This window comes from Streptococcus sp. HMSC066F01 (genome assembly GCF_001837335.1).
GTDB lineage: Bacteria > Bacillota > Bacilli > Lactobacillales > Streptococcaceae > Streptococcus > Streptococcus oralis_S.
The window spans coordinates 161,825-182,013 of sequence record NZ_KV832072.1 but is presented as its reverse complement, the minus strand read 5'-3'; the positions used below and the strand labels follow the sequence as shown (position 1 = coordinate 182,013).

The following is a 20,189-nucleotide window of genomic DNA, read 5'->3' as shown; positions in this document are numbered from 1 at the left end:
TTAAAAAATATAGGAGAATCAAAATGGCAGAAATTACAGCTAAACTTGTAAAAGAGTTACGTGAAAAATCTGGTGCCGGTGTTATGGACGCTAAAAAAGCGCTTGTAGAAACAGACGGTGACATCGAAAAAGCGATTGAATTGCTTCGCGAAAAAGGTATGGCGAAGGCAGCTAAGAAAGCTGACCGTGTTGCTGCAGAAGGTTTGACTGGTGTATTTGTTAACGGTAACGTTGCAGCAGTAGTTGAAGTAAATGCCGAAACTGACTTCGTTGCGAAAAACGCTCAATTCGTTGAGTTGGTAAATGCTACAGCTAAAGTAATCGCTGAAGGTAAACCAGCGAACAACGAAGAAGCACTTGCTTTGACAATGCCTTCAGGTGAAACTCTTGAAGCTGCATATGTATCTGCAACAGCTACAATCGGTGAAAAAATCTCATTCCGTCGTTTTGCTTTGCTTGAAAAAACAGATGCACAACACTTCGGAGCTTACCAACACAATGGTGGACGTATCGGTGTTATCTCAGTTATCGAAGGTGGAGACGAAGCTCTTGCTAAACAAATCTCAATGCATATTGCTGCGATGAAACCAACAGTTCTTTCTTACAAAGAATTGGATGAGCAATTCGTTAAAGATGAGTTGGCACAATTGAACCACGTAATCGACCAAGATAACGAAAGCCGTGCAATGGTTGGTAAACCAGCTCTTCCACACTTGAAGTATGGATCAAAAGCACAATTGTCTGATGAAGTGATTGCTCAAGCTGAAGCTGATATCAAAGCTGAGTTGGCTGCAGAAGGCAAACCAGAAAAAATCTGGGACAAAATCATCCCAGGTAAAATGGACCGCTTCATGCTTGACAACACCAAAGTTGACCAAGCATACACACTTCTTGCACAAGTATACATCATGGATGACAGCAAGACAGTTGAAGCTTACCTTGAATCAGTAAATGCTTCAGTAGTTGAGTTCGCTCGCTTTGAAGTTGGTGAAGGTATCGAGAAAGCTGCAAACGACTTTGAAGCAGAAGTTGCAGCTACAATGGCAGCAGCCTTGAATAACTAATAGAAAAGGAAGCAATTTGCTTCCTTTTTCTTTTGGTCTAGAGAGTAGATTCTGTATGAGTAAACAAAAAGCCCTTTAATAAGGGCTAAGTGTATTTAGGAGGTTACACTTCAAATTCATAGAGTGCTGTAGACAAATAACGTTCGCCGTTATCTGGTGCTAAAGCAAGGACTTTCTTACCTGTACCTAATTTCTTAGCAACCTCAATTGCCCCGTAAATCGCTGCAGCTGAAGAAATCCCAACCAGGAAGCCTTCTTTTCCACCAATTTCACGGCCAAGCGCTAGAGCATCATCTGACGTTACGCGAACGATACCATCATAGGCTTTTGTATCAAGTGTTTCAGGAATAAATCCAGCTGAGATGCCTTGAATTTTGTGAGGTCCTGGTTTTTCACCAGACAAGATAGCTGACTCGTCTGCCTCAACTGCATAAACTTGAATGTTTGAATTTGCTGCTTTAAGAGCGTGAGAAACACCTGAGATCGTTCCACCGGTGCCAACACCACCTACAAAAGCATCTAGTCCATCAGAACCGAAAGCAGCCAGTATTTCAGCTCCTGTTGTTCTTTCGTGTACTTCTGGATTAGCTGGATTATTAAATTGGAGTGGAAGGAAGCCGTCTCGTTCAGCGGCGATTTCCTGAGCTTTGGCAATAGCCCCTTTCATTCCTTCGCTACCAGGAGTAAGGACGAGTTCAGCACCATAGGCTTGGATAATCTTGCGTCGTTCCACACTCATCGTTTCAGGCATGACGATAACAACTTTATATCCTTTAGCGGCACCAACCCATGAAAGACCGATACCAGTGTTTCCACTCGTTGCTTCAACAATAGTAGCTCCCGGTTTTAGAATACCATCTTGTTCTGCTTTTTCAATCATGCTAAGGGCAATACGGTCTTTTACTGACGATCCAGGGTTAAAAGCTTCTAGTTTAACATAGACGTCTGCAGCACCCTCTGGAACAATGTTGTTGAGTTTAACAATCGGTGTTTGTCCAATAAGTTCAGTGATATTATTATAAATAGTCATAGATATACCTCTTTGTATAAGATGATACTAGTATAACGCGCTTAAGGCTATTTGTAAAATATAGAAATCCTATCAAAGTGATAGGATTTTTTTATATCAAAGGTCTAAGCCATTAATTTTTAATCGATTGTGATAAGCCAATTCTAATAAATAGGTGTAAAGAGGGAGGATGTCCGTTTTTTTAGGGAATTCAAATTTATGGAAACTCAGGTGCTCATTGTGTGCTTTTAGAAAGACATTTTCTAAATAAGTGATCGTAATCTCACTATCATCTATACCTGCTCCAGCAGTTTCCATTTCAACGTTTACAATGTTCATCAAAAAGAGTGACTTAACAGACACCTTGCGACCAGTGGCACCTTGCTTATCTGTAAAAATAATACGGATATTTGTAAAGATGATTGAATCGCAAATAAGTTTATATCCACTTTGAATTTCTTCATTCTCTAGTAGATATTGACCATACTCTTTGATAAGAGTCTCTTTGTTTTCCTCGCTAAAGTTTCCAGCAAGTCCTTGAATAAATTTTCCAAACGCCATGTATTTCTCCTTTGTTTACACTAAGTTTACAGGAACTTCAACTTCTCGTAAACCTTGATCTGTTAAAGTAACCTTTCCATTAAAAAACTCTACAAGAGCAGACTTGATCTTTTCTTTCTCTTCCTTATCAACATAGATCATTGTAGCAATTTGATCTGTAAAGTTTGTATCTAGCTCCATGAGATGATGCTCTCTAAGGAAATTGCCATATTCTTGATACTGAGCGTAAGACATCTGAATGGCTATACCAGCCTGTTCTTTGATTTCAATAATGCCAATTTCTTTGACAGCCAAGGCCACACTACCTGCATAAGCACGAATCAAACCACCAGCACCTAGTTTGATGCCACCAAAGTAGCGTGTCACTACCACACAGACATTGGTAAGATTATGATTTTCTAAGACACCCAGCATAGGGACTCCGGCAGTACCACTAGGCTCCCCATCATCACTCGTACGCTTGATTTCACTGCGTTCCCCTATAATAAAAGCAGAGCAGTTATGGGTGGCTTTATAGTGTTCTTTTTTGATGGTAGTGATGAAGTCACGAGCCTCTTCTTCGCTATAAACACGCTTGACATGACAGATAAATCGGGATTTTTTGATTTCTTCTTGGACCTGCCCATCCTCTTTAATTGTTCTAAATTCCATGATTTAATTGTACTAAAAAATTACCTAAAGTGCTAGATTTTTACGAATATTAAAGTATGAAAGTAAATCCAAATTACCTCGGTCGCTTGTTTACTGAGAAAGAATTAACAAAAGAAGAATGTCAGATGGCTGAGAAACTTCCAGCAATGAGAAAAGAGAAAGGGAAACTGTTTTGTCAACGTTGTAATAGTAGTATTCTAGAAGAATGGCATTTGCCTATCGGCGCTTACTATTGTAGGGAGTGTTTGCTGATGAAGCGAGTCAGGAGTGATCAAGCCTTATACTATTTTTCGCAGGAAGATTTTCCAAAGCAAGATGTTCTCAAATGGCGTGGTCAGTTAACCCCTTTTCAGGAAAAGGTATCAGAGGGGTTGATTCGAGCAGTCGAAAAGAAAGAACCGACTTTAGTTCATGCTGTGACGGGTGCTGGAAAGACAGAGATGATTTATCAAGTTGTAGCTAAAGTGATTGATGATGGTGGTGCAGTTTGTTTGGCAAGCCCTAGAATTGATGTATGTTTAGAACTGTATAAGCGACTGCAGAATGACTTTGCTTGTGATATAGCGCTACTCCATGGCGAATCAGAGCCCTATTTTCGAACTCCCTTAGTAATTGCAACAACTCATCAGTTATTAAAATTTTATCATGCTTTTGATTTGTTGATAGTGGATGAGGTAGATGCCTTTCCTTATGTTGACAACTCTATGCTTTACTATGCTGTAAAGAATAGTGTAAAGGAAGATGGATTAAGGATATTCCTTACAGCAACTTCTACAGATGAGTTAGATAGGAAGGTTCGCACAGGAGAATTAAAACGATTAAGCTTGCCAAGACGGTTTCATGGAAATCCTTTGATTATTCCTAAACCTGTCTGGTTATCGGATTTTAATCGTTGTTTAGAGAAAAACCAATTGTCAACCAAGTTAAAGACCTATATTGAGAAACAGAGAAGAACAGGTTATCCTCTGCTGATTTTTGCATCAGAGATTAAGAAAGGCGAAAAACTAAAAGAAATCTTGAAGGAGCAGTACCCGAATGAGAATATCGGCTTTGTGTCTTCTGTGACAGAAGACCGATTAGAGCAGGTGCAAGCTTTTCGAGATGGAGAACTAACAATACTGATCAGTACGACAATCTTGGAACGTGGGGTTACCTTCCCTTGTGTGGATGTTTTCGTAGTAGAAGCTAATCATCGTCTCTTTACCAAGTCTAGTTTGATTCAGATTGGAGGGCGAGTTGGACGCAGTATGGATAGACCAACTGGTGAGTTGCTCTTCTTTCATGATGGATTAAATGCTTCCATCAAAAAGGCAATCAAGGAAATCAAGCAGATGAATAAGGAGGCAGGGTTATGAACTGTTTATTATGTGGCCAGACTACAAAGAGTGAGCTGACTTTTAGCAGTCTCTTCCTTTTGAAGGATGACTGCAGTTATCTTTGCTCAGCTTGTGCTTCTAGTTTTGAGAAGATTGGTGAGAATTATTGCCCAAACTGTATGAAAACAGGCATGTCAACCAGGTGTCAAGATTGTAAACTTTGGTGTAAAGAAGGAATTCAGGTTGATCATAAGGCAATCTTTACCTATAATCAAGCTATGAAAGACTTTTTCAGTCAATATAAGTTTGATGGTGATTTTTTGCTTAGAAAAGTGTTTGCTTCCGTTCTTGCTGAGGAGCTGAAAAAGTATAGAGGTTATCAATTTGTTGTAATTCCCCTAAGTCCTGAAAGATTGCTTGAGAGGGGTTTTAACCAAGTTGAGGGTTTGGTTGAGGCAGCAGGCTTTTCTTTTAAAGATATATTAGGAAAAAGAGAAGAGAGTGCTAGTTCTTCTAAAAGCCGTTTGGAAAGGTTAGCTACTGAAATTCCATTTTTTATTAAAGATGGGATCTCACTTCCTAAGAAGATTTTGCTGATTGATGACATCTATACAACAGGGGCAACTGTGAATCGTGTGAAACGACTTTTGGAAGAAGCAGGTGCTTTGGAAGTTAAAACTTTTTCCCTTGTAAGATGAGGAAAAAATTTGCAAAAAGAAAATGAAAGCGTTATAATATAGTTAGAAAAACAAAAATGTTTAGAAAGAAGGTACTTATATGATTAAATATAGTATCCGTGGTGAAAACCTAGAAGTAACAGAAGCAATTCGTGATTATGTAGTTTCTAAACTCGAAAAGATCGAAAAGTATTTCCAACCTGAGCAGGAGTTGGATGCACGTGTGAACTTGAAAGTTTACCGTGAAAAAACAGCAAAGGTTGAAGTAACAATTCCGCTTGGATCTATCACTCTTCGTGCTGAAGATATTTCTCAAGATATGTATGGTTCTATCGATCTTGTAACAGATAAAATTGAACGTCAGATTCGTAAAAATAAAACTAAAATCGAACGTAAGAATAAAAATAAAGTTGCGACAAGTCAACTCTTTACAGATGCTCTAGTTGAAGATGCAGATGTTGTGCAACCCAAAGTCGTTCGTTCAAAACAAATTGATTTGAAGCCAATGGATTTAGGAGAAGCCCTTCTTCAAATGGATTTATTGGGACATGATTTCTTTATTTATGTAGATGTAGAAGATCAAACAACTAATGTTTTGTATCGCCGTGAAGATGGTGAAGTTGGTTTACTAGAAGTCAAAGAATCATAAAATTGAAATAACAAAAAAGTGGTTTACAAATCAGTAAACCACTTTTTCTTATGCGGAAATAAGTAAGAAAAAACAGGAAATCCTTGATTAAACAGTCAGAATCGACCCCTATAATCTGAACTTATAGGGGTATTTATATTTATTAAGTAGACAAAATAATACCCTAAGGGATAGAATGGGGTTGTCAACAAATAGCGAATACAAAAATGTAAGCGCTCTTATAACAAATAAAGGAGTCATGACTATGGCAACAAAAGAAGAAATTTTACGCGAACTATATCCTGAGGACCTTTTTCACTATTCGGATGGTCTAACTTTGGGAGAAGCAGAGGTTTTACAAGAAACTCGCCGTTTGATTGAGAAACATCTCCGTCCGGTTATTAATGAATACTGGGAAAAACCTGATTTTCCTTTTGAAGAATTCTATGCTGTGGCTAAGGGCGCTCAAATTATGAACAATCCAAAATTGTTTGAGGGACGTGAAGGTAGCTGGAAACCATCTGAACTTTATATTGCTTTCTTGTATCTTGAACTTGCTCGCTTCGATGCTTCTATGGCAACATTCTACACCGTTCATGGCGGACTTTGCTACAACACAATTCTCTTGGGTGGTGATGAGCGTCAACAAAAAGAATTTCTTCCAAAACTAGCTGCATTTGATTGGCAAGGTTGCTTCGCTTTAACTGAACCTCTTTCAGGTTCTGATATTGCTGGAGGACTTGCGACTACTGCAGAACGTGTTGGAGACAAGTGGATTCTAAATGGTGAAAAACGCTGGATTGGTGGTTCAGATACTGCGGATGTTGTTCCTGTATTTGCTCGTGATGTTGCGGATGGCAAGGTGAAATGCTTTATCGTTCGTAAGGGAGCTCCTGGATATCATGCAGAACCAATCCCACACAAGATTGCTCTTCGTTGTATCCGCAATGGCCATATTACCATGAAGAATGTAGAGGTTCCAGATTCAGACCGTTTGGTAAATATCAATGGTTTTGGTGATGTAGCCCGTATCTTGACCTTCACTCGCGCGGACGTTGCTCACATTGCTATGGGAGTAACTTGTGGATCCTATGTTGCAGCTCTTAAATATGCTAAAGATCGTGAACAGTTCAAACGTCCAATTGCCAAATTCCAAATTGTTCAAGAAAAATTGGCTCGTATGCAAGCAAATGCTGTAGCAGTTATTGCTTATTCAACTCGTATTGCTGAGATGCAAGAGAAAGGTAATGAATTGATGCTTAACTCTGCTCTTGCTAAAATGCACAATTCCTTAGTGATGCGCGAAACAGTTGCCCTTGCTCGTGAAACTTGCGGAGGTAATGGTATTACACTTGAGACAGACGTTGCTCGTTTCTTTGCAGATGCTGAATCAATCTATACCTATGAAGGTTCACATGAAGTGAATGCCTTGATTGTTGGTCGTGAGATTACTGGATTAGGTGCCTTTGTTTAATGTCAGAAAGGCGATTGAAGGATTTCTGTTCAATCGTCCTTGCTTCATGCACTGGATTTTTGTAAAATAAGAAGGAGAAAATAATGATATCTAAGGTGATGATTATTGGTTCTGGTCAAATGGGAAGCGGAATTGCTCAAGTATTTGCTCAGGCTGGTTTTACAGTTTACTTAAACGATATTAAAGAAGAATTTGTTCAAAGAGGTTTGAACAATATCACAAAACAATTGGAACGTTCAGTTGAAAAAGGACGGATGTCTGCGGATGAGAAGAATCAGGTATTGGCCAATTTGCTTCCATCTGTTTCATATGAAGATGCGAAACAAGTCCAATTGGTGATTGAAGCTGCAACTGAGAATCGTGAGATTAAGTTGAATATTTTCAAACAATTGGATGAATTGACTGATCCTAAAACTATCTTAGCATCAAACACATCCTCTTTGTCAATCACGGATATAGCTGCTGCTACTAAACATCAGGAGCGCGTGATTGGAATGCACTTCTTTAATCCTGCCCCAATCATGAAACTTGTAGAGGTTATTAAGGCCTTGCAGACTTCAGAAGAAGTGGTTCAGGCGGTTCGTGAACTGACAGTGAAAATTGGTAAAACACCAGTTGATGTTAAAGATTCTTATGGTTTTGTTGTGAACAGAATTTTGATTCCTATGATCAATGAAGCCATTTACATTCTAGGTGAAGGAGTGGCTAGTGCCGAGGAAATCGATGAAGCGATGAAACTTGGTGCAAATCATCCTATTGGACCTTTGGCTCTTGCTGACTTGATTGGATTGGATGTTTGTTTGGCTATTATGAGCGTCCTAAACCAAGGGTTTGGCGATCAAAAATACCGTCCTGCCCCTCTTCTTAAGAAAATGGTCGAAGCAGGAAAATTGGGACGGAAGACAAAAGAAGGCTTTTTTACTTACTAGACACTGATGGAGGTAGTCATGAAAGACGTAGTTATTGTTTCGGCAGTGCGAACACCTTTAGGTTCCTTTGGCGGGAGCTTGAAGAATGTTTCTGCTGTTGATTTGGGATCTTTGGTCATTAAGAGTGCTTTGGCAAAAGCGAATATTAAACCAGAGCAGGTAGATGAAGTGATTATGGGGAATGTCCTAGGAGCAGGTTTAGGCCAAAACGTGGCTCGCCAAATGAGTATTTATGCTGGGCTTCCTGAATATATACCAGCCTTTACCATTAATAAGGTTTGTGGTTCCGGTTTGAAGGCAGTGCAGTTAGCTACTCAAGCGATTAAGTGTGGAGATGCAGATATTGTCGTGGCTGGTGGTGCAGAAAACATGAGCCAGGCTCCATATGTTTTGCCAAGCTTCCGTTGGGGTGGCCGTATGGGAGATTCGAAAGTGGTAGATACCATGATTAAGGATGGTTTGTCTGATGCCTTTAATGACTACCATATGGGGATTACAGCTGAGAATGTGGCAGAAGAATATGGTATTAGCCGGGATGATCAAGATGCGCTTGCTTTGGAATCACAGAAACGAGCAGTGGCGGCTATAGAATCTGGACGCTTTAAGGAAGAGATTGTTCCGGTGGTTATTCCTCAACGTAAAGGCGATCCTATCGTCTTTGATACAGATGAATTTCCTAGAAAAGATGCTAGCTTGGAGAGTCTGTCTAAGCTACGTCCTGTTTTCAAAAAAGATGGTTCTGTTACAGCGGGGAATGCCTCAGGTATCAATGACGGAGCGGCGGCTGTCTTGGTCATGAGTGCTGAAAAAGCTGAAGAATTGGGACTTCCAGTCATTGCTCGCATTCGTTCGTATGCAAGTGCAGGTTTGGATCCTAAGATTATGGGATGTGGACCGATTTATGCGACTCGCAAAGCTCTTGAAAAAGGCAATTTGACAGTTGATGATCTCGACTTGATTGAGTCAAATGAAGCCTTTGCTGCCCAGGCTTGTGCGGTTGGGAAAACACTTGGTTTCAATACTGATATTGTCAATGTCAATGGTGGCGCGATTGCTCTTGGTCACCCAATTGGAGCTTCAGGTTGCCGTATCCTAGTGACTCTGGTACATGAGATGATGAAACGTGATGCTAAAACTGGTTTAGCTACTCTCTGTATCGGAGGAGGGATGGGAACAGCCCTCATCGTTGAACGTTAGTTATTAGAAAACTGAACGTCATTTCCTCTTTTTCAATATTACGATTACAAAATGAGATATTGATCCGATCTCATAGTTACATACCTTATCAAGTGTCTTTCTCCGAAAGTGCCTGATAAGGTATTTTTGCTTTTCCTAAGACTTTGAGGATAGATTGAATGGCTCTATTCTATAAGCTGGACTTATAGGTCTATAAATAAAGATTAAGTAGACGGATAGGGAAAAAAGGATTATGATAAAAATGTAAGCTCTTACATTTTGTGTTGGTATTTGTTGACGCTGTACTCTGTACTCAAAATAAATCAAGTAGGAGCAAAACAATGAGTAAAACTGTTTTATTAGAGGTTAAGAATGGTCTTGGCTATCTAACAATTAACCGTCCATCGGCTTTGAACGCTTTAAGTTCAGAAGTCTTAAAGGATTTGAATCTCGTTTTAGACCAAATTGAAGCTAGCGAGGACATTCGTGTTGTCATCGTGACTGGTCAAGGGGAAAAAGCATTTGTCGCTGGAGCAGACATTAAAGAGATGGACCAAATGTCTCCAATTCAGGCTCATGAATACATGACCTATGCGAACGACACCTTTACCCGTTTATCTGAATTGACTCAACCAACTATTTCAGTATTGAATGGGTATGCTTTGGGAGGCGGTCTAGAATTAGCTCTTTCAACTGATATCCGAATCGGCTATGACAAGACAATGGTTGGTTTCCCTGAAGTTGGCTTGGGAATCATTCCTGGTTTTGCAGGTACTCAAAGAATGTCTCGTTTGATTGGTACTAGCAAAACAAAGGAATTAATCTTTACTGCTAGAATGGTTAACGGACAAGAAGCATATGATCTTGGAATTCTTAACAAGTTGGTAGCAGCAGAAGAACTATTGCCTGCAGCAGAAGAGCTGGCAGCAGCGATTATGAAAAATGCCCCGCTAGCAGTTGAAAAAGCTAAACATATTATCCAAGTTGGCTCAGAACTCCCTCTGAAAAATGCTATTCGTTTGGAAACAGAAGCGGAAGCTCTTCTCTTCTCAACAGAAGATAAAGTTGAAGGAATGCGCGCTTTTGTTGAAAAACGCAAGGCTGTATTTCAACGTAAATAAGAGAGGAGATAGGTTATGAAAGTTGTAACATTGTCTGAAGCTATTTCCTTGATTCATTCAGGAGATAAAGTTGGTATTTCTGGTTTTCTCGGAGTGGGAGAGCCACTAGAGTTAATTGAGGAACTGGTTCGTCAAAACCAGCAAGATTTGACCTTGGTGTCTGTTGTAACCTCTCAACCCGGTAAGGAAGTTGGAGTTGGTCGACTTTGTGAAAACCATCAGGTTACAAAGTACATTGCAGCCCATGTAGGGACATCCGCTGCTGCTCAGCATGATTATTTCTCGGGAGCCATGAAAGTGGAGTTCACTCCGATGGGAACTGTCGTAGAACGCTTGCATGCTGCGGGCGCTGGCCTTGGAGCAGTCTTAACACCAACAGGTGTAGGAACAATTCTTGAAGATGAACACGAAAAAGTGACTCGAAATGGAAAAGAATATTTGATTTATGATCCATTGAAGATTGATGTTGCCTTGATTAAAGCTACAAAGGCGGATAAGTATGGCAACCTTTATCTGGATGGGACTACTAAAAACATCTCCCTTCAACTCGCTCTAGCAGCTGACACAGTTATTGTTGAGACAAACGAATTGGTTGAAGTCGGAGAAATTGATCCAAATGATATTTACATCCCTGGTATCCTAGTTGACTATGTCGTTCAAGGATTGACACCACAAGAGCATCATCAGATGATGGGAGATCTGTGGACAGAGACAAAGAAACTGCGGGGGTGAAGTAAAATGAAAGCAAAAGAGATTATCGCAAGACGTGTAGCACTTGAATTTAAAGATGGAGATGTGGTCAATCTTGGTTTTGGGATTCCAAATGCCTCTGCTGATTACATTCCTGAAGGTGTAAATGTTATTTTACAGGCAGAAAATGGCGCTCTTCGATTTGGGGAAACACCTACCAAGGACAACTATAATGCCAATTTAGCGAACTCTGGTGGAGCTCCTATTACATTGTTGCCAGGAGCAGCCTTGTTTGATCTACAAACTTCCTTTGCCATTATTCGTGGTGGACACGTGGATGCAACCGTTCTTGGAGCTCTTGAAGTCAGCCAAGATGGAAGCATTGCGAACTGGATTATCCCAGGGAAATTTGCTCCTGGTATGGGTGGCGCAATGGACTTATTGGTAGGAGCTAAGCGCGTAATCGGGGCTATCCAACATACAACTGCTGATGGGGAATCTAAGTTGTTGAAAGAATGTACCTTGCCACTTTCAGCTAAAGGAGTATTGGATCTTGTCATCACAGAATTAGCTGTTTTTGGATTCAAAGATGGTAAATTCCTGTTGAAAGAGCTGGCTCCTGGTGTGACATTAGAAGAAGTTCTTGAAAAAACAGCTGGGGAAGTCATTGTCTCAGAAGACCTAAAAACAATGCCGATTTAAGCAAAAAAAGAGCTATTTTCTACTTAGTGTGTTATGATATAAACTAGATAGTATTGTAAGCGCTTTATATACAACGTTAAAATGAAGTATTCGAAATGTTATTTCGATAAAAAGTCAGTAGACAACTATCAAACACTAGAATAGTTGTCTAATTGACCTACTAAAATAGTGAAGGAAAGCTAGGTGATGGGTAAGTGGATATTATCCAAATGAACTATTTCATCAATATCATAGAATGCGGATGCAACCTTTCCATTGCTGCTAAGAAGATTCACATTAGTCAATCAGCCTTGAGTCAATTTGTGACAAATTTTGAAGCAGCTGAAGGGGTTCAATTATTCAATCGCAAGAATGGAAGATTAGAAAGTTTAACAGAGGCGGGACGCAAAATTTATCGTTATGCGACCGAGATTGTGAATCGACATGAAGAAATGCTTTCCATGATCCATATAGAAGCTCAAAAGCAAAAAGGCACCATTAATTTTGGTATTCCGTCCTTGATTTTACGAGTTTATTTTGCTAGTGCCTTGCCTCATTTTCTGAAAAATAATCCTCATATCCATATCCAGGTTACGGAAGGTGGAGGGAAGGAAATTCGTCAAAAAATGGTTGATGGAGATTTGAATCTCTCTATTCTGATAGAGCCTACGAGCCTGGATGCTAAAAAATATGAACAACATATCATTCAATTGGATGAATACGTTGCTTATATGGATAAGGATCATCCGTTGGCTCAGAAAAGCTTGTTGGAATGGTCTGATATTGCTGGTTATGAATTGGCAACCTTCAACAAAACATTTACGACTTATGATTTAGTGACAGAAAAACTTCGTTCACAACGAATTGAGGCTAAATTTGCTTATCTTTCCTCTACTTGGGACTTCCTAGTTGAATCAACTCATCAGACAGATTTGATTGCCCTTTTGCCAAGGCCGGTTGAATATTTTGTGGATAAAAGTCGTTTTAAGGCGGTTAGATTCAAAGATCCGATTCCATTTAATATTTGGTTTTGTAGACCCTATAAAAACTCCTACAATGAAGTAGAGTCTTATGTGTATGAAGAATTGTTGAAAGATTATTACCAACCGTTTTCTGACAACTAAGATGAGGTGAATGCGATGACCTATAATGACGTGCTGGCGCGAGAATTGAAGGCAGACGTGAAAGTGTTGATTCGGGACTATTTCAAGTCTCATGAGGATGAACAACAGTTCCCTAGAGAATTGCTTTATCAGTTTATTGAGCAATTTGATATCTTTTCCTTGCTTTTAGATAGTCAAGATTCTGTTTTGAGAACCGAGTTTTTAACCTTTATTCGCTTGATTTCAAAAGATTTTCCTGCTTTTTCTGCTGTTCTACTAACTCAGGCATGTTATGGTATCTATCCTATTTTACGATATGGGAGTCAGGAACAAAAATCGCGTTATGTAGAACCATTAGTAAGGGGAGAAATCTTAGCTGGCTTGGGATTTTCTGAAGGAAAATTGATGGACAGCTTGGAGGTTATTGCAACAACTGCAAGGAAAACAGAAACAGGTTGGTCTTTAACTGGGAAGAAGTCAATTGTATCAAATTGCCGCTATGCAGATATTTTGTTAATCTTAGCCAAGGTTCAGGAAGCTAACGGAGAAGATGGATACGGATTTTTCATTGTTGATACGACTCGACCAGGAGTTGCTTTTGGAGATGATATTGCAAAGCCTGGTTTACAGGGTTTGCCTGTGAATTCGGTAACTTTTGATCAGGTCATATTGCCAGAAGATAGTCTGCTAGGATTGACGCTAAATGGGGAAACTCAGTTAAATGATATTATCAAAAAATTACAGCTAGGATTAAGCGCAATCTCTATTGGTATCTCTGAGGGAGCTTTTGAAACAGGTCTGGCTTTTGTAAAGGTCAAAAGAAGATTTGGGAAACCATTAATCGATGCGACAGTCTATCAACATCAATTCGCAGACTTGTATACTAAGCTGTGTGCGGCTGAATCTTACTTTGCTTCCTACAAGGATAGGATGAAGGCGGATTCTCTCTTTGTATCTCAGATAAAACTTTATACGACAAAAGTAGCAATTGAGATTTCTGAGGAAATTATTAGATTAATTGGACCTCTTCAAACCTTGGATGACATCCCCATAGACCGTTATCTAAAGGATGCCAAAACGATTGAAATCTATGGAAAATCTGGGGATTCGATTCGTAAAAGAATAGCAGCCCAATGGATAAAGGAGTAAAGCATGACAGAACTCACCTTACAGGAATATCAATTTCATGATATGAAACTGACATGGCTACGTGGAGCCGATAAATTGACGGATGCAGGGACTCTTTTTGGTCCGGTTCCGAAAGTTGTGTGGTCTCGTTACTACCCAACAAATGATGCTAATATGATGGCGGAATTGACGGATCCTATTTTGATCCAGTACAAGGGTAAAAATTACTTGATAGATGCAAGTTTTGATACAGCAAAATTATCCGATAAACAAAGGCGCACTTCGGAATCTTGTCTGAAAGTAGGGTAGAAGAAAGTTTAGCTCTTTTAGGACTCTCGCCTGAAGACATTGACATCGTGCTGATGACACATATGCACCATGATCATTCTGGTGGCTTGACGTATGTGAATAATCAAGGGAAGCTGGTTTCCAAGTATCCAAACGCCAAGATTATTGTGAATGATGTCGAATGGTATGAGATGAGAAACCCTAATAATCGAACGCGAGGAACTTATCTGAGAGAGAATTGGGAACCGATTCAAGATCAGGTGACGACTTTCTCAGAGTATATCAATGTCATTCCAGAAATCCAAATGATTCACACAAGTGGTCACAGCAATGGCCACAGTATTATCTTGCTCAAACAGGGAAAAGATACGATGATCCACATGGGGGACTTGATGTTATCACATGTTCATCGAAATCCTCTCTGGGTTCCAGCAGTAGATGATTATCCTATGAAATCCATTTTAGCCAAAGAGAAATGGTTGCGTCAGGCTTTTGAGAATCATTACAAGTTTTTCTTTTATCATGATCAATTTTTCGCGGTGGTAGAGTTTGATAAGGAAGGGAAGGAGTTGGTAGATTATGTTCTACGTTCTCGCCCCCCACTTATTCCTTTTACAGATGAGCAGGATCGTAAGCCAGACTTTTTAGGATAGCAGAATATGAGGAGACAAATGTAACATTTTCTTGTTGACGGGGATATTGGTGCACTATGCATCCATTTGCCAACAAGAATCAACAGAAAATAAAAGGAGGACTCATATGTCAATTACAAAACTTTTACAGATTCAATATCCAATTTTCCAAGGGGCCATGGCTCAAATCTCCCACTATCAACTAGCAGCAGCTGTTTCTGAGGCTGGAGGACTAGGAATTATTGCGTCAGGTGGTATGACTGGAGAGCAGTTGCGAGAAGAAATTCGTGAATTGAGAAAGTTGACAGATAAGCCTTTTGGTGTCAACATTATGTTAATGATGAAAAACATCAAGGATATTGTGACTGTTATCATCGAAGAAAAGGTTCCGGTGGTAACTACAGGTGCAGGAACACCTAAGCATATCATGCCTTACTTGAAAGAAGCAGGAATCAAGGTTATTCCAGTTATTGCCAGTGTCAAGCATGCTCAAAAAATGAAAGAATTGGGAGTTGATGCTGTAATCGCTGAGGGTTCAGAAGCTGGTGGGCATATCGGAGAGACCAATACAATGGCTCTTATCCCACAAATCGTTGATGCGGTAACGATTCCAGTCATTGCTGCAGGAGGTGTGGCAGATGGTCGTGGACTTGCTGCTGCTATTGCCCTAGGTGCACAAGGAGTTCAAATGGGAACAGTTTTTCTTGCTTCAGAAGAATGTCCAATTTCTCCAGCCTATAAAGAAGCTATTTTGGCGGCAAGTGATACAGCGACTGCGGTTACAGGTCGCATCGCGGGAGCGCCAGTTCGTTGTATTCGCAATGAGATGACGGATCATTACATTGAATTAGAGCAGAAAGGTACAAATCGAGAGGAACTGGAAGAAATTACGATCGGTTCTCTATCTAAGGCTGTCTATGAAGGTGATACAGTTCATGGTTCAATGATGAGCGGACAAATTGCGGGTTTGGTGAAAGACATCAAACCATGTAAGGCTATTTTAGAATCAATTGTGAAACAGGCGCAAGAGCGCCTACAAGACATTCGACTAGAATTAGGTGAATAATGTAATCTAGGCGGAAGATTCTGCACTGATGTGGAAAAAGGAGAGCGAGGCATTTGCTCTCCTTTTTTATGTATAGTTTCTTTAAGAGCATCTTACGATAATAAAAGCAGTGCTTTCTCTTTAAAGGTCGCTTTTTAAGGGCATTTGTGATATAATAATGCGCAAGAGGTTTAGAATGAAAAAAAATAATTTAACTCCGAATTCTGCGATTCTACTAGGGATTGCAACTTTCGGAACCTTAACAATGCTGATTATTTTTTCACAAAATAATGTTGTAACAATCAGTGTCTTGTTTTTATTTGTACTTCTTTATCTGCTTTTATTTGTCTGGCAAAAAAAACAGTATGAAAAGAGCGAAATTGAACAAATCCAATACGTAAATCATCAAGCTGAAGATAGTTTAAACACGCTGCTCGAACAAATGCCGGTTGGTGTTCTGAAATTAGACCTATCTAGTGGCGAAGTGGAATGGTTTAATCCCTATGCTGAGCTGATTTTAACTACTGAAGAGGGCGAAATTGATGTTGAGTTAATTCAAACCATCATCAAGGCTTCTGTTGGAAATCCTGGTTCGTATGCTACCTTGGGCGAAACACGATATGCTGTTCATATGGACAAGGCTTCGGGTGTTTTGTATTTCTTTGATGTTTCTGGGGAGTACGAAGCAACTGTAGAATTGGTAACTAGCCGTCCAGTCATTGGAGTCATCTCAGTAGATAACTATGATGATTTGGAGGATGCGACATCTGACTCCGATATCAGTCATATCAATAGTTTTGTAGCCAATTTTGTTTCAGAATTTGCTAGTAAGTATGCTATGTTTTCTCGCCGTGTGGGGATGGATCGTTTTTATGTATTCACAGATTTCACGGTACTAGAGGAATTGATGAATGATAAATTCTCCGTTATTGATACTTTCCGAGAAGAATCAAAACAGAGGCAGCTACCCCTAACTTTAAGTATGGGATTTTCTTATGGTGATGGAAACCATGAAGAGATAGGGAAAATTGCCTTGCTCAACTTGAACTTAGCAGAAGTTCGCGGTGGTGACCAGGTGGTGGTCAAGGAAAATAACGAAACCAAGAATCCAGTCTACTTTGGTGGAGGAACTGCTGCGTCTATCAAACGTACTCGTACACGTACCAGAGCCATGATGACAGCCATTTCTGATAAGATTCGAAGTGTTGATCAGGTTTTTGTAGTCGGTCATAAAAATCTAGATATGGATGCTTTGGGCTCTGCTGTTGGTATGCAGTTGTTTGCAAGTAATATTATTGAGAACAGTTATGCTGTCTATGATGCAGACCATATGCCAGCAGATATCGAACGTGCTATTCAGTTCTTGAAGAAGGAAGATGTCACGAAGCTTTTATCTCTTACAGATGCGATGAAGTTAGTTACAAACCGTTCATTATTGATTCTGGTGGATCATTCCAAGACGGCTTTGACTTTGTCAAAAGATTTTTATGATTTGTTCACTCAAACTATTGTTATTGACCATCATAGACGTGATCAGGATTTCCCTGAGAATGCAGTCATCACCTATATTGAAAGTGGAGCAAGTAGTGCCAGTGAGTTGGTCACAGAATTGATTCAGTTCCAAAATTCTAAGAAGAATCGTTTGAGTCGTATGCAGGCCAGTGTTTTGATGGCTGGTATGATGCTGGATACCAAGAATTTCACATCTCGCGTGACGAGCCGAACCTTTGATGTGGCTAGCTATCTGAGAACACGGGGAAGTGACAGTATTGCTATCCAGGAGATTGCTGCGACAGATTTTGAAGAGTACCGTGAGGTAAATGAACTCATTTTACAAGGTCGTAAGTTAGGTTCAGATATCTTGATTGCTCAAGCTAAGGACTCAATGTCTTATGACACAGTTGTTATCAGTAAGGCTGCCGATGCTATGCTGGCTATGTCTGGTATTGAGGCTAGTTTCGTTCTGGCAAAAAATACACAAGGATTTATCTCTATCTCGGCTCGAAGTCGTAGTAAAATCAATGTGCAACGCATTATGGAAGAGTTGGGTGGTGGAGGTCACTTTAATCTAGCTGCCGCGCAAATCGAGGATATGAGTTTGTCGGAAGCAGGAGAAAAATTGACTCAACTAATCTTGGAAGAACTAAAGGAAAAGGAGAAAGAAGAATGAAAGTAATCTTTTTAGCAGATGTTAAAGGAAAAGGAAAAAAAGGCGAAATTAAGGAAGTACCAACTGGCTACGCTCAAAACTTCCTGATTAAAAAGAATTTGGCCAAGGAAGCGACTGCTCAAGCAGTGGGTGAGTTGCGTGGAAAACAAAAATCAGAAGAAAAGGCTCATGCTGAAATGATTGCTGAAGCAAAAGCCATCAAGGCTAAGCTTGAGGCAGAAGAAACAGTTGTAGAGTTTGTTGAAAAGGTTGGACCAGATGGCCGTACATTTGGCTCTATCACTAACAAGAAAATTGCAGAAGAATTGCAAAAGCAGTTTGGTATTAAGATTGACAAACGCAATATTCAAGTGCAAGCACCAATTCGAGCAGTAGGTTTGATTGATGTACCAGTGAAGATCTATCAAGATGTTACAAGTGTCATCAATCTTCGTGTAAAAGAAGGTTAAGTTTACAACTTCTTGACAAGATTGTAAAAGGAAGGAAAGTTGGATGGCAGAAGTAGAGGAACTGCGAGTTCAACCTCAGGATATTTTAGCAGAACAATCTGTTCTGGGGGCTATTTTTATAGATGAGAGTAAGCTCGTTTTTGTCCGAGAATACATTGATTCTCGTGACTTCTTTAAGTATGCTCATCGGTTGATTTTCCAAGCGATGGTAGATTTGTCGGATCGTGGGGAAGCGATTGATGCGACGACGGTTCGAACGATTTTGGATAGCCAAGGGGATCTCCAAAATATTGGTGGCTTGTCTTATCTTGTTGAAATTGTCAACTCAGTACCAACTTCAGCGAATGCGGAATATTATGCTAAAATTGTAGCGGAAAAGGCTATGCTACGTCGCTTGATTTCCAAGTTGACAGAGTCTGTCAACCAAGCCTATGAGGCTTCTAAGCCTGCAGATGAAATCATCGCTCAGGCTGAAAAGGGACTCATTGATGTTAGCGAAAACGCCAATCGTAGTGGGTTCAAGAACATCCGAGATATTCTAAATATCAACTTTGGGAACCTAGAAGTTCGGTCACAACAAACAACGGATATCACTGGTATTGCAACGGGTTACCGTGATTTGGACCATATGACGACAGGTCTCCATGAGGAGGAATTAATTATTCTAGCGGCGCGACCAGCAGTTGGTAAGACGGCCTTTGCTTTGAACATTGCTCAGAACATTGGGACTAAGTTGGACAAGACGGTTGCTATCTTTTCGCTGGAAATGGGTGCGGAAAGTCTAGTAGACCGTATGTTGGCGGCCGAAGGCTTGGTGGAGTCCCATTCTATCCGTACGGGTCAATTGACTGATGAGGAGTGGCAAAAATATACCATTGCTCAAGGGAACCTAGCCAACGCGAGTATCTATATCGATGATACACCAGGGATTCGGATCACGGAAATTCGTTCGCGTTCACGTAAACTGGCTCAAGAAACAGGCAATCTAGGCTTGATTTTGATCGACTACCTACAGCTTATCACAGGTACTGGTCGTGAGAACCGCCAACAAGAAGTCTCTGAAATTTCTCGTCAGTTAAAAATTCTAGCTAAGGAGCTAAAGGTTCCAGTCATTGCTCTTAGTCAGTTATCTCGTGGAGTGGAACAGCGTCAGGATAAGAGACCAGTCTTGTCTGATATTCGTGAATCGGGTTCTATCGAGCAGGATGCGGATATCGTAGCCTTTCTGTACCGTGACGACTACTACGATCGTGCGGGTGAAGAAGAGGAAGGAATTCCAAATAACAAGGTTGAGGTTATCATCGAGAAAAACCGTAGTGGAGCTCGTGGAACGGTGGAATTGATTTTCCAAAAAGAATACAATAAATTTTCAAGTATCTCAAAGAGGGAGGCATAAG

19 protein-coding genes and 1 pseudogene are annotated in these 20,189 nt (G+C 40.2%); 17 read left to right on the top strand and 3 right to left on the bottom strand.

All coding sequences use genetic code 11. The features are described 5' to 3' along the window. Positions 1 to 23: 23 nt before the first annotated feature. Entirely contained in the window at positions 24 to 1,064 is a 1,041-nt protein-coding gene (tsf, locus tag HMPREF2655_RS01180; RefSeq protein WP_070837227.1) for a translation elongation factor Ts, read from the top strand. Positions 1,065 to 1,167: 103 nt separating this feature from the next. Here the strand turns inward: tsf and cysK are convergent, their stop codons facing one another. The 3 genes from cysK to HMPREF2655_RS01165 form a co-directional block, all read right to left on the bottom strand. Further along, positions 1,168 to 2,094 carry a cysteine synthase A gene (gene cysK / locus HMPREF2655_RS01175; RefSeq protein ID WP_000158480.1) on the bottom strand — a complete coding sequence of 309 codons (927 nt, stop codon included), beginning with the start codon at positions 2,092 to 2,094 and terminating at the stop codon, positions 1,168 to 1,170. A 96-nt stretch (positions 2,095 to 2,190) separates the two neighbouring features. Further along, positions 2,191 to 2,634 (bottom strand): PH domain-containing protein, encoded by a 444-nt coding sequence (locus HMPREF2655_RS01170; RefSeq protein ID WP_070837225.1) that lies wholly within the window; start codon positions 2,632 to 2,634, stop codon positions 2,191 to 2,193. 15 nt (positions 2,635 to 2,649) lie between these two features. Then, positions 2,650 to 3,285, bottom strand: coding sequence for a YigZ family protein (locus HMPREF2655_RS01165; RefSeq protein ID WP_070837223.1), 636 nt, complete (start codon positions 3,283 to 3,285; stop codon positions 2,650 to 2,652). A 56-nt stretch (positions 3,286 to 3,341) separates the two neighbouring features. Here HMPREF2655_RS01165 and HMPREF2655_RS01160 point away from each other — a divergent pair, with 56 nt between their 5' ends. The 16 genes and pseudogenes from HMPREF2655_RS01160 to dnaB all read left to right on the top strand — a co-directional run bounded on the left by HMPREF2655_RS01160 (position 3,342) and on the right by dnaB (position 20,188). Then, positions 3,342 to 4,640 (top strand): ATP-dependent helicase ComFA, encoded by a 1,299-nt coding sequence (locus HMPREF2655_RS01160; RefSeq protein WP_070837221.1) that lies wholly within the window; start codon positions 3,342 to 3,344, stop codon positions 4,638 to 4,640. Then, positions 4,637 to 5,299, top strand: a complete 663-nt coding sequence (locus HMPREF2655_RS01155; RefSeq protein WP_000995721.1) for a ComF family protein — start codon at positions 4,637 to 4,639, stop codon at positions 5,297 to 5,299. Before HMPREF2655_RS01160 ends, HMPREF2655_RS01155 begins: the two co-directional genes overlap by 4 nt. 79 nt (positions 5,300 to 5,378) lie before the next feature. Next, entirely contained in the window at positions 5,379 to 5,927 is a 549-nt protein-coding gene (hpf, locus tag HMPREF2655_RS01150) for a ribosome hibernation-promoting factor, HPF/YfiA family (protein WP_070837219.1), read from the top strand. Positions 5,928 to 6,171: 244 nt separating this feature from the next. Beyond that, entirely contained in the window at positions 6,172 to 7,380 is a 1,209-nt protein-coding gene (locus tag HMPREF2655_RS01145) for an acyl-CoA dehydrogenase FadE (protein WP_070837217.1), read from the top strand. 80 nt (positions 7,381 to 7,460) lie between these two features. Next, complete coding sequence (locus HMPREF2655_RS01140) at positions 7,461 to 8,309, top strand: 3-hydroxybutyryl-CoA dehydrogenase (protein ID WP_070837215.1); 849 nt, start codon at positions 7,461 to 7,463, stop codon at positions 8,307 to 8,309. A gap of 18 nt (positions 8,310 to 8,327) precedes the next feature. Continuing rightward, entirely contained in the window at positions 8,328 to 9,506 is a 1,179-nt protein-coding gene (locus HMPREF2655_RS01135; protein WP_070799866.1) for an acetyl-CoA C-acetyltransferase, read from the top strand. 320 nt (positions 9,507 to 9,826) lie between these two features. After that, on the top strand, positions 9,827 to 10,606 hold the full coding sequence (locus tag HMPREF2655_RS01130) for an enoyl-CoA hydratase-related protein (protein ID WP_070799867.1): 780 nt from the start codon (positions 9,827 to 9,829) through the stop codon (positions 10,604 to 10,606). Between the two features lie 15 nt (positions 10,607 to 10,621). After that, complete coding sequence (locus HMPREF2655_RS01125) at positions 10,622 to 11,338, top strand: CoA transferase subunit A (RefSeq protein WP_070837213.1); 717 nt, start codon at positions 10,622 to 10,624, stop codon at positions 11,336 to 11,338. 6 nt (positions 11,339 to 11,344) lie between these two features. Then, positions 11,345 to 11,998, top strand: coding sequence for a 3-oxoacid CoA-transferase subunit B (locus HMPREF2655_RS01120; protein WP_000644731.1), 654 nt, complete (start codon positions 11,345 to 11,347; stop codon positions 11,996 to 11,998). Between the two features lie 194 nt (positions 11,999 to 12,192). Beyond that, positions 12,193 to 13,101: a LysR family transcriptional regulator gene (locus HMPREF2655_RS01115; RefSeq protein ID WP_000351428.1), complete on the top strand. Its 909-nt coding sequence runs from the start codon at positions 12,193 to 12,195 to the stop codon at positions 13,099 to 13,101. A gap of 15 nt (positions 13,102 to 13,116) precedes the next feature. Beyond that, positions 13,117 to 14,229, top strand: a complete 1,113-nt coding sequence (locus HMPREF2655_RS01110; protein WP_070837211.1) for an acyl-CoA dehydrogenase family protein — start codon at positions 13,117 to 13,119, stop codon at positions 14,227 to 14,229. A gap of 3 nt (positions 14,230 to 14,232) precedes the next feature. Next, positions 14,233 to 15,149: pseudogene (locus tag HMPREF2655_RS01105) on the top strand (MBL fold metallo-hydrolase). 64 nt (positions 15,150 to 15,213) lie between these two features. Next, complete coding sequence (locus tag HMPREF2655_RS01100; protein ID WP_257367765.1) at positions 15,214 to 16,194, top strand: nitronate monooxygenase; 981 nt, start codon at positions 15,214 to 15,216, stop codon at positions 16,192 to 16,194. Positions 16,195 to 16,369: 175 nt separating this feature from the next. Continuing rightward, complete coding sequence (locus tag HMPREF2655_RS01095) at positions 16,370 to 18,343, top strand: DHH family phosphoesterase (RefSeq protein WP_070837207.1); 1,974 nt, start codon at positions 16,370 to 16,372, stop codon at positions 18,341 to 18,343. After that, the gene (gene rplI, locus HMPREF2655_RS01090) at positions 18,340 to 18,792 is read left to right on the top strand and encodes a 50S ribosomal protein L9 (RefSeq protein ID WP_000864211.1); all 453 of its coding nucleotides are present in this window, start codon (positions 18,340 to 18,342) and stop codon (positions 18,790 to 18,792) included. The genes HMPREF2655_RS01095 and rplI overlap by 4 nt, the downstream gene beginning before the upstream one ends. A gap of 43 nt (positions 18,793 to 18,835) precedes the next feature. Next, complete coding sequence (gene dnaB, locus HMPREF2655_RS01085) at positions 18,836 to 20,188, top strand: replicative DNA helicase (protein ID WP_000852476.1); 1,353 nt, start codon at positions 18,836 to 18,838, stop codon at positions 20,186 to 20,188. The last annotated feature ends 1 nt before the right edge of the window (position 20,189 follow it).

Bases quoted from the DNA above. Each gene is read 5' to 3' on its own strand.
- rplI (WP_000864211.1), top strand. From the start codon at position 18,340: ATGAAAGTAATCTTTTTAGCAGATGTTAAAGGAAAAGGAAAAAAAGGC.
- hpf (WP_070837219.1), top strand. From the start codon at position 5,379: ATGATTAAATATAGTATCCGTGGTGAAAACCTAGAAGTAACAGAAGCA.
- HMPREF2655_RS01125 (WP_070837213.1), top strand. From the start codon at position 10,622: ATGAAAGTTGTAACATTGTCTGAAGCTATTTCCTTGATTCATTCAGGA.
- HMPREF2655_RS01170 (WP_070837225.1), bottom strand. From the start codon at position 2,634: ATGGCGTTTGGAAAATTTATTCAAGGACTTGCTGGAAACTTTAGCGAG.
- tsf (WP_070837227.1), top strand. From the start codon at position 24: ATGGCAGAAATTACAGCTAAACTTGTAAAAGAGTTACGTGAAAAATCT.
- HMPREF2655_RS01160 (WP_070837221.1), top strand. From the start codon at position 3,342: ATGAAAGTAAATCCAAATTACCTCGGTCGCTTGTTTACTGAGAAAGAA.
- dnaB (WP_000852476.1), top strand. From the start codon at position 18,836: ATGGCAGAAGTAGAGGAACTGCGAGTTCAACCTCAGGATATTTTAGCA.
- HMPREF2655_RS01145 (WP_070837217.1), top strand. From the start codon at position 6,172: ATGGCAACAAAAGAAGAAATTTTACGCGAACTATATCCTGAGGACCTT.
- HMPREF2655_RS01095 (WP_070837207.1), top strand. From the start codon at position 16,370: ATGAAAAAAAATAATTTAACTCCGAATTCTGCGATTCTACTAGGGATT.
- HMPREF2655_RS01155 (WP_000995721.1), top strand. From the start codon at position 4,637: ATGAACTGTTTATTATGTGGCCAGACTACAAAGAGTGAGCTGACTTTT.
- HMPREF2655_RS01110 (WP_070837211.1), top strand. From the start codon at position 13,117: ATGACCTATAATGACGTGCTGGCGCGAGAATTGAAGGCAGACGTGAAA.
- HMPREF2655_RS01165 (WP_070837223.1), bottom strand. From the start codon at position 3,285: ATGGAATTTAGAACAATTAAAGAGGATGGGCAGGTCCAAGAAGAAATC.
- HMPREF2655_RS01135 (WP_070799866.1), top strand. From the start codon at position 8,328: ATGAAAGACGTAGTTATTGTTTCGGCAGTGCGAACACCTTTAGGTTCC.
- HMPREF2655_RS01120 (WP_000644731.1), top strand. From the start codon at position 11,345: ATGAAAGCAAAAGAGATTATCGCAAGACGTGTAGCACTTGAATTTAAA.
- HMPREF2655_RS01130 (WP_070799867.1), top strand. From the start codon at position 9,827: ATGAGTAAAACTGTTTTATTAGAGGTTAAGAATGGTCTTGGCTATCTA.
- cysK (WP_000158480.1), bottom strand. From the start codon at position 2,094: ATGACTATTTATAATAATATCACTGAACTTATTGGACAAACACCGATT.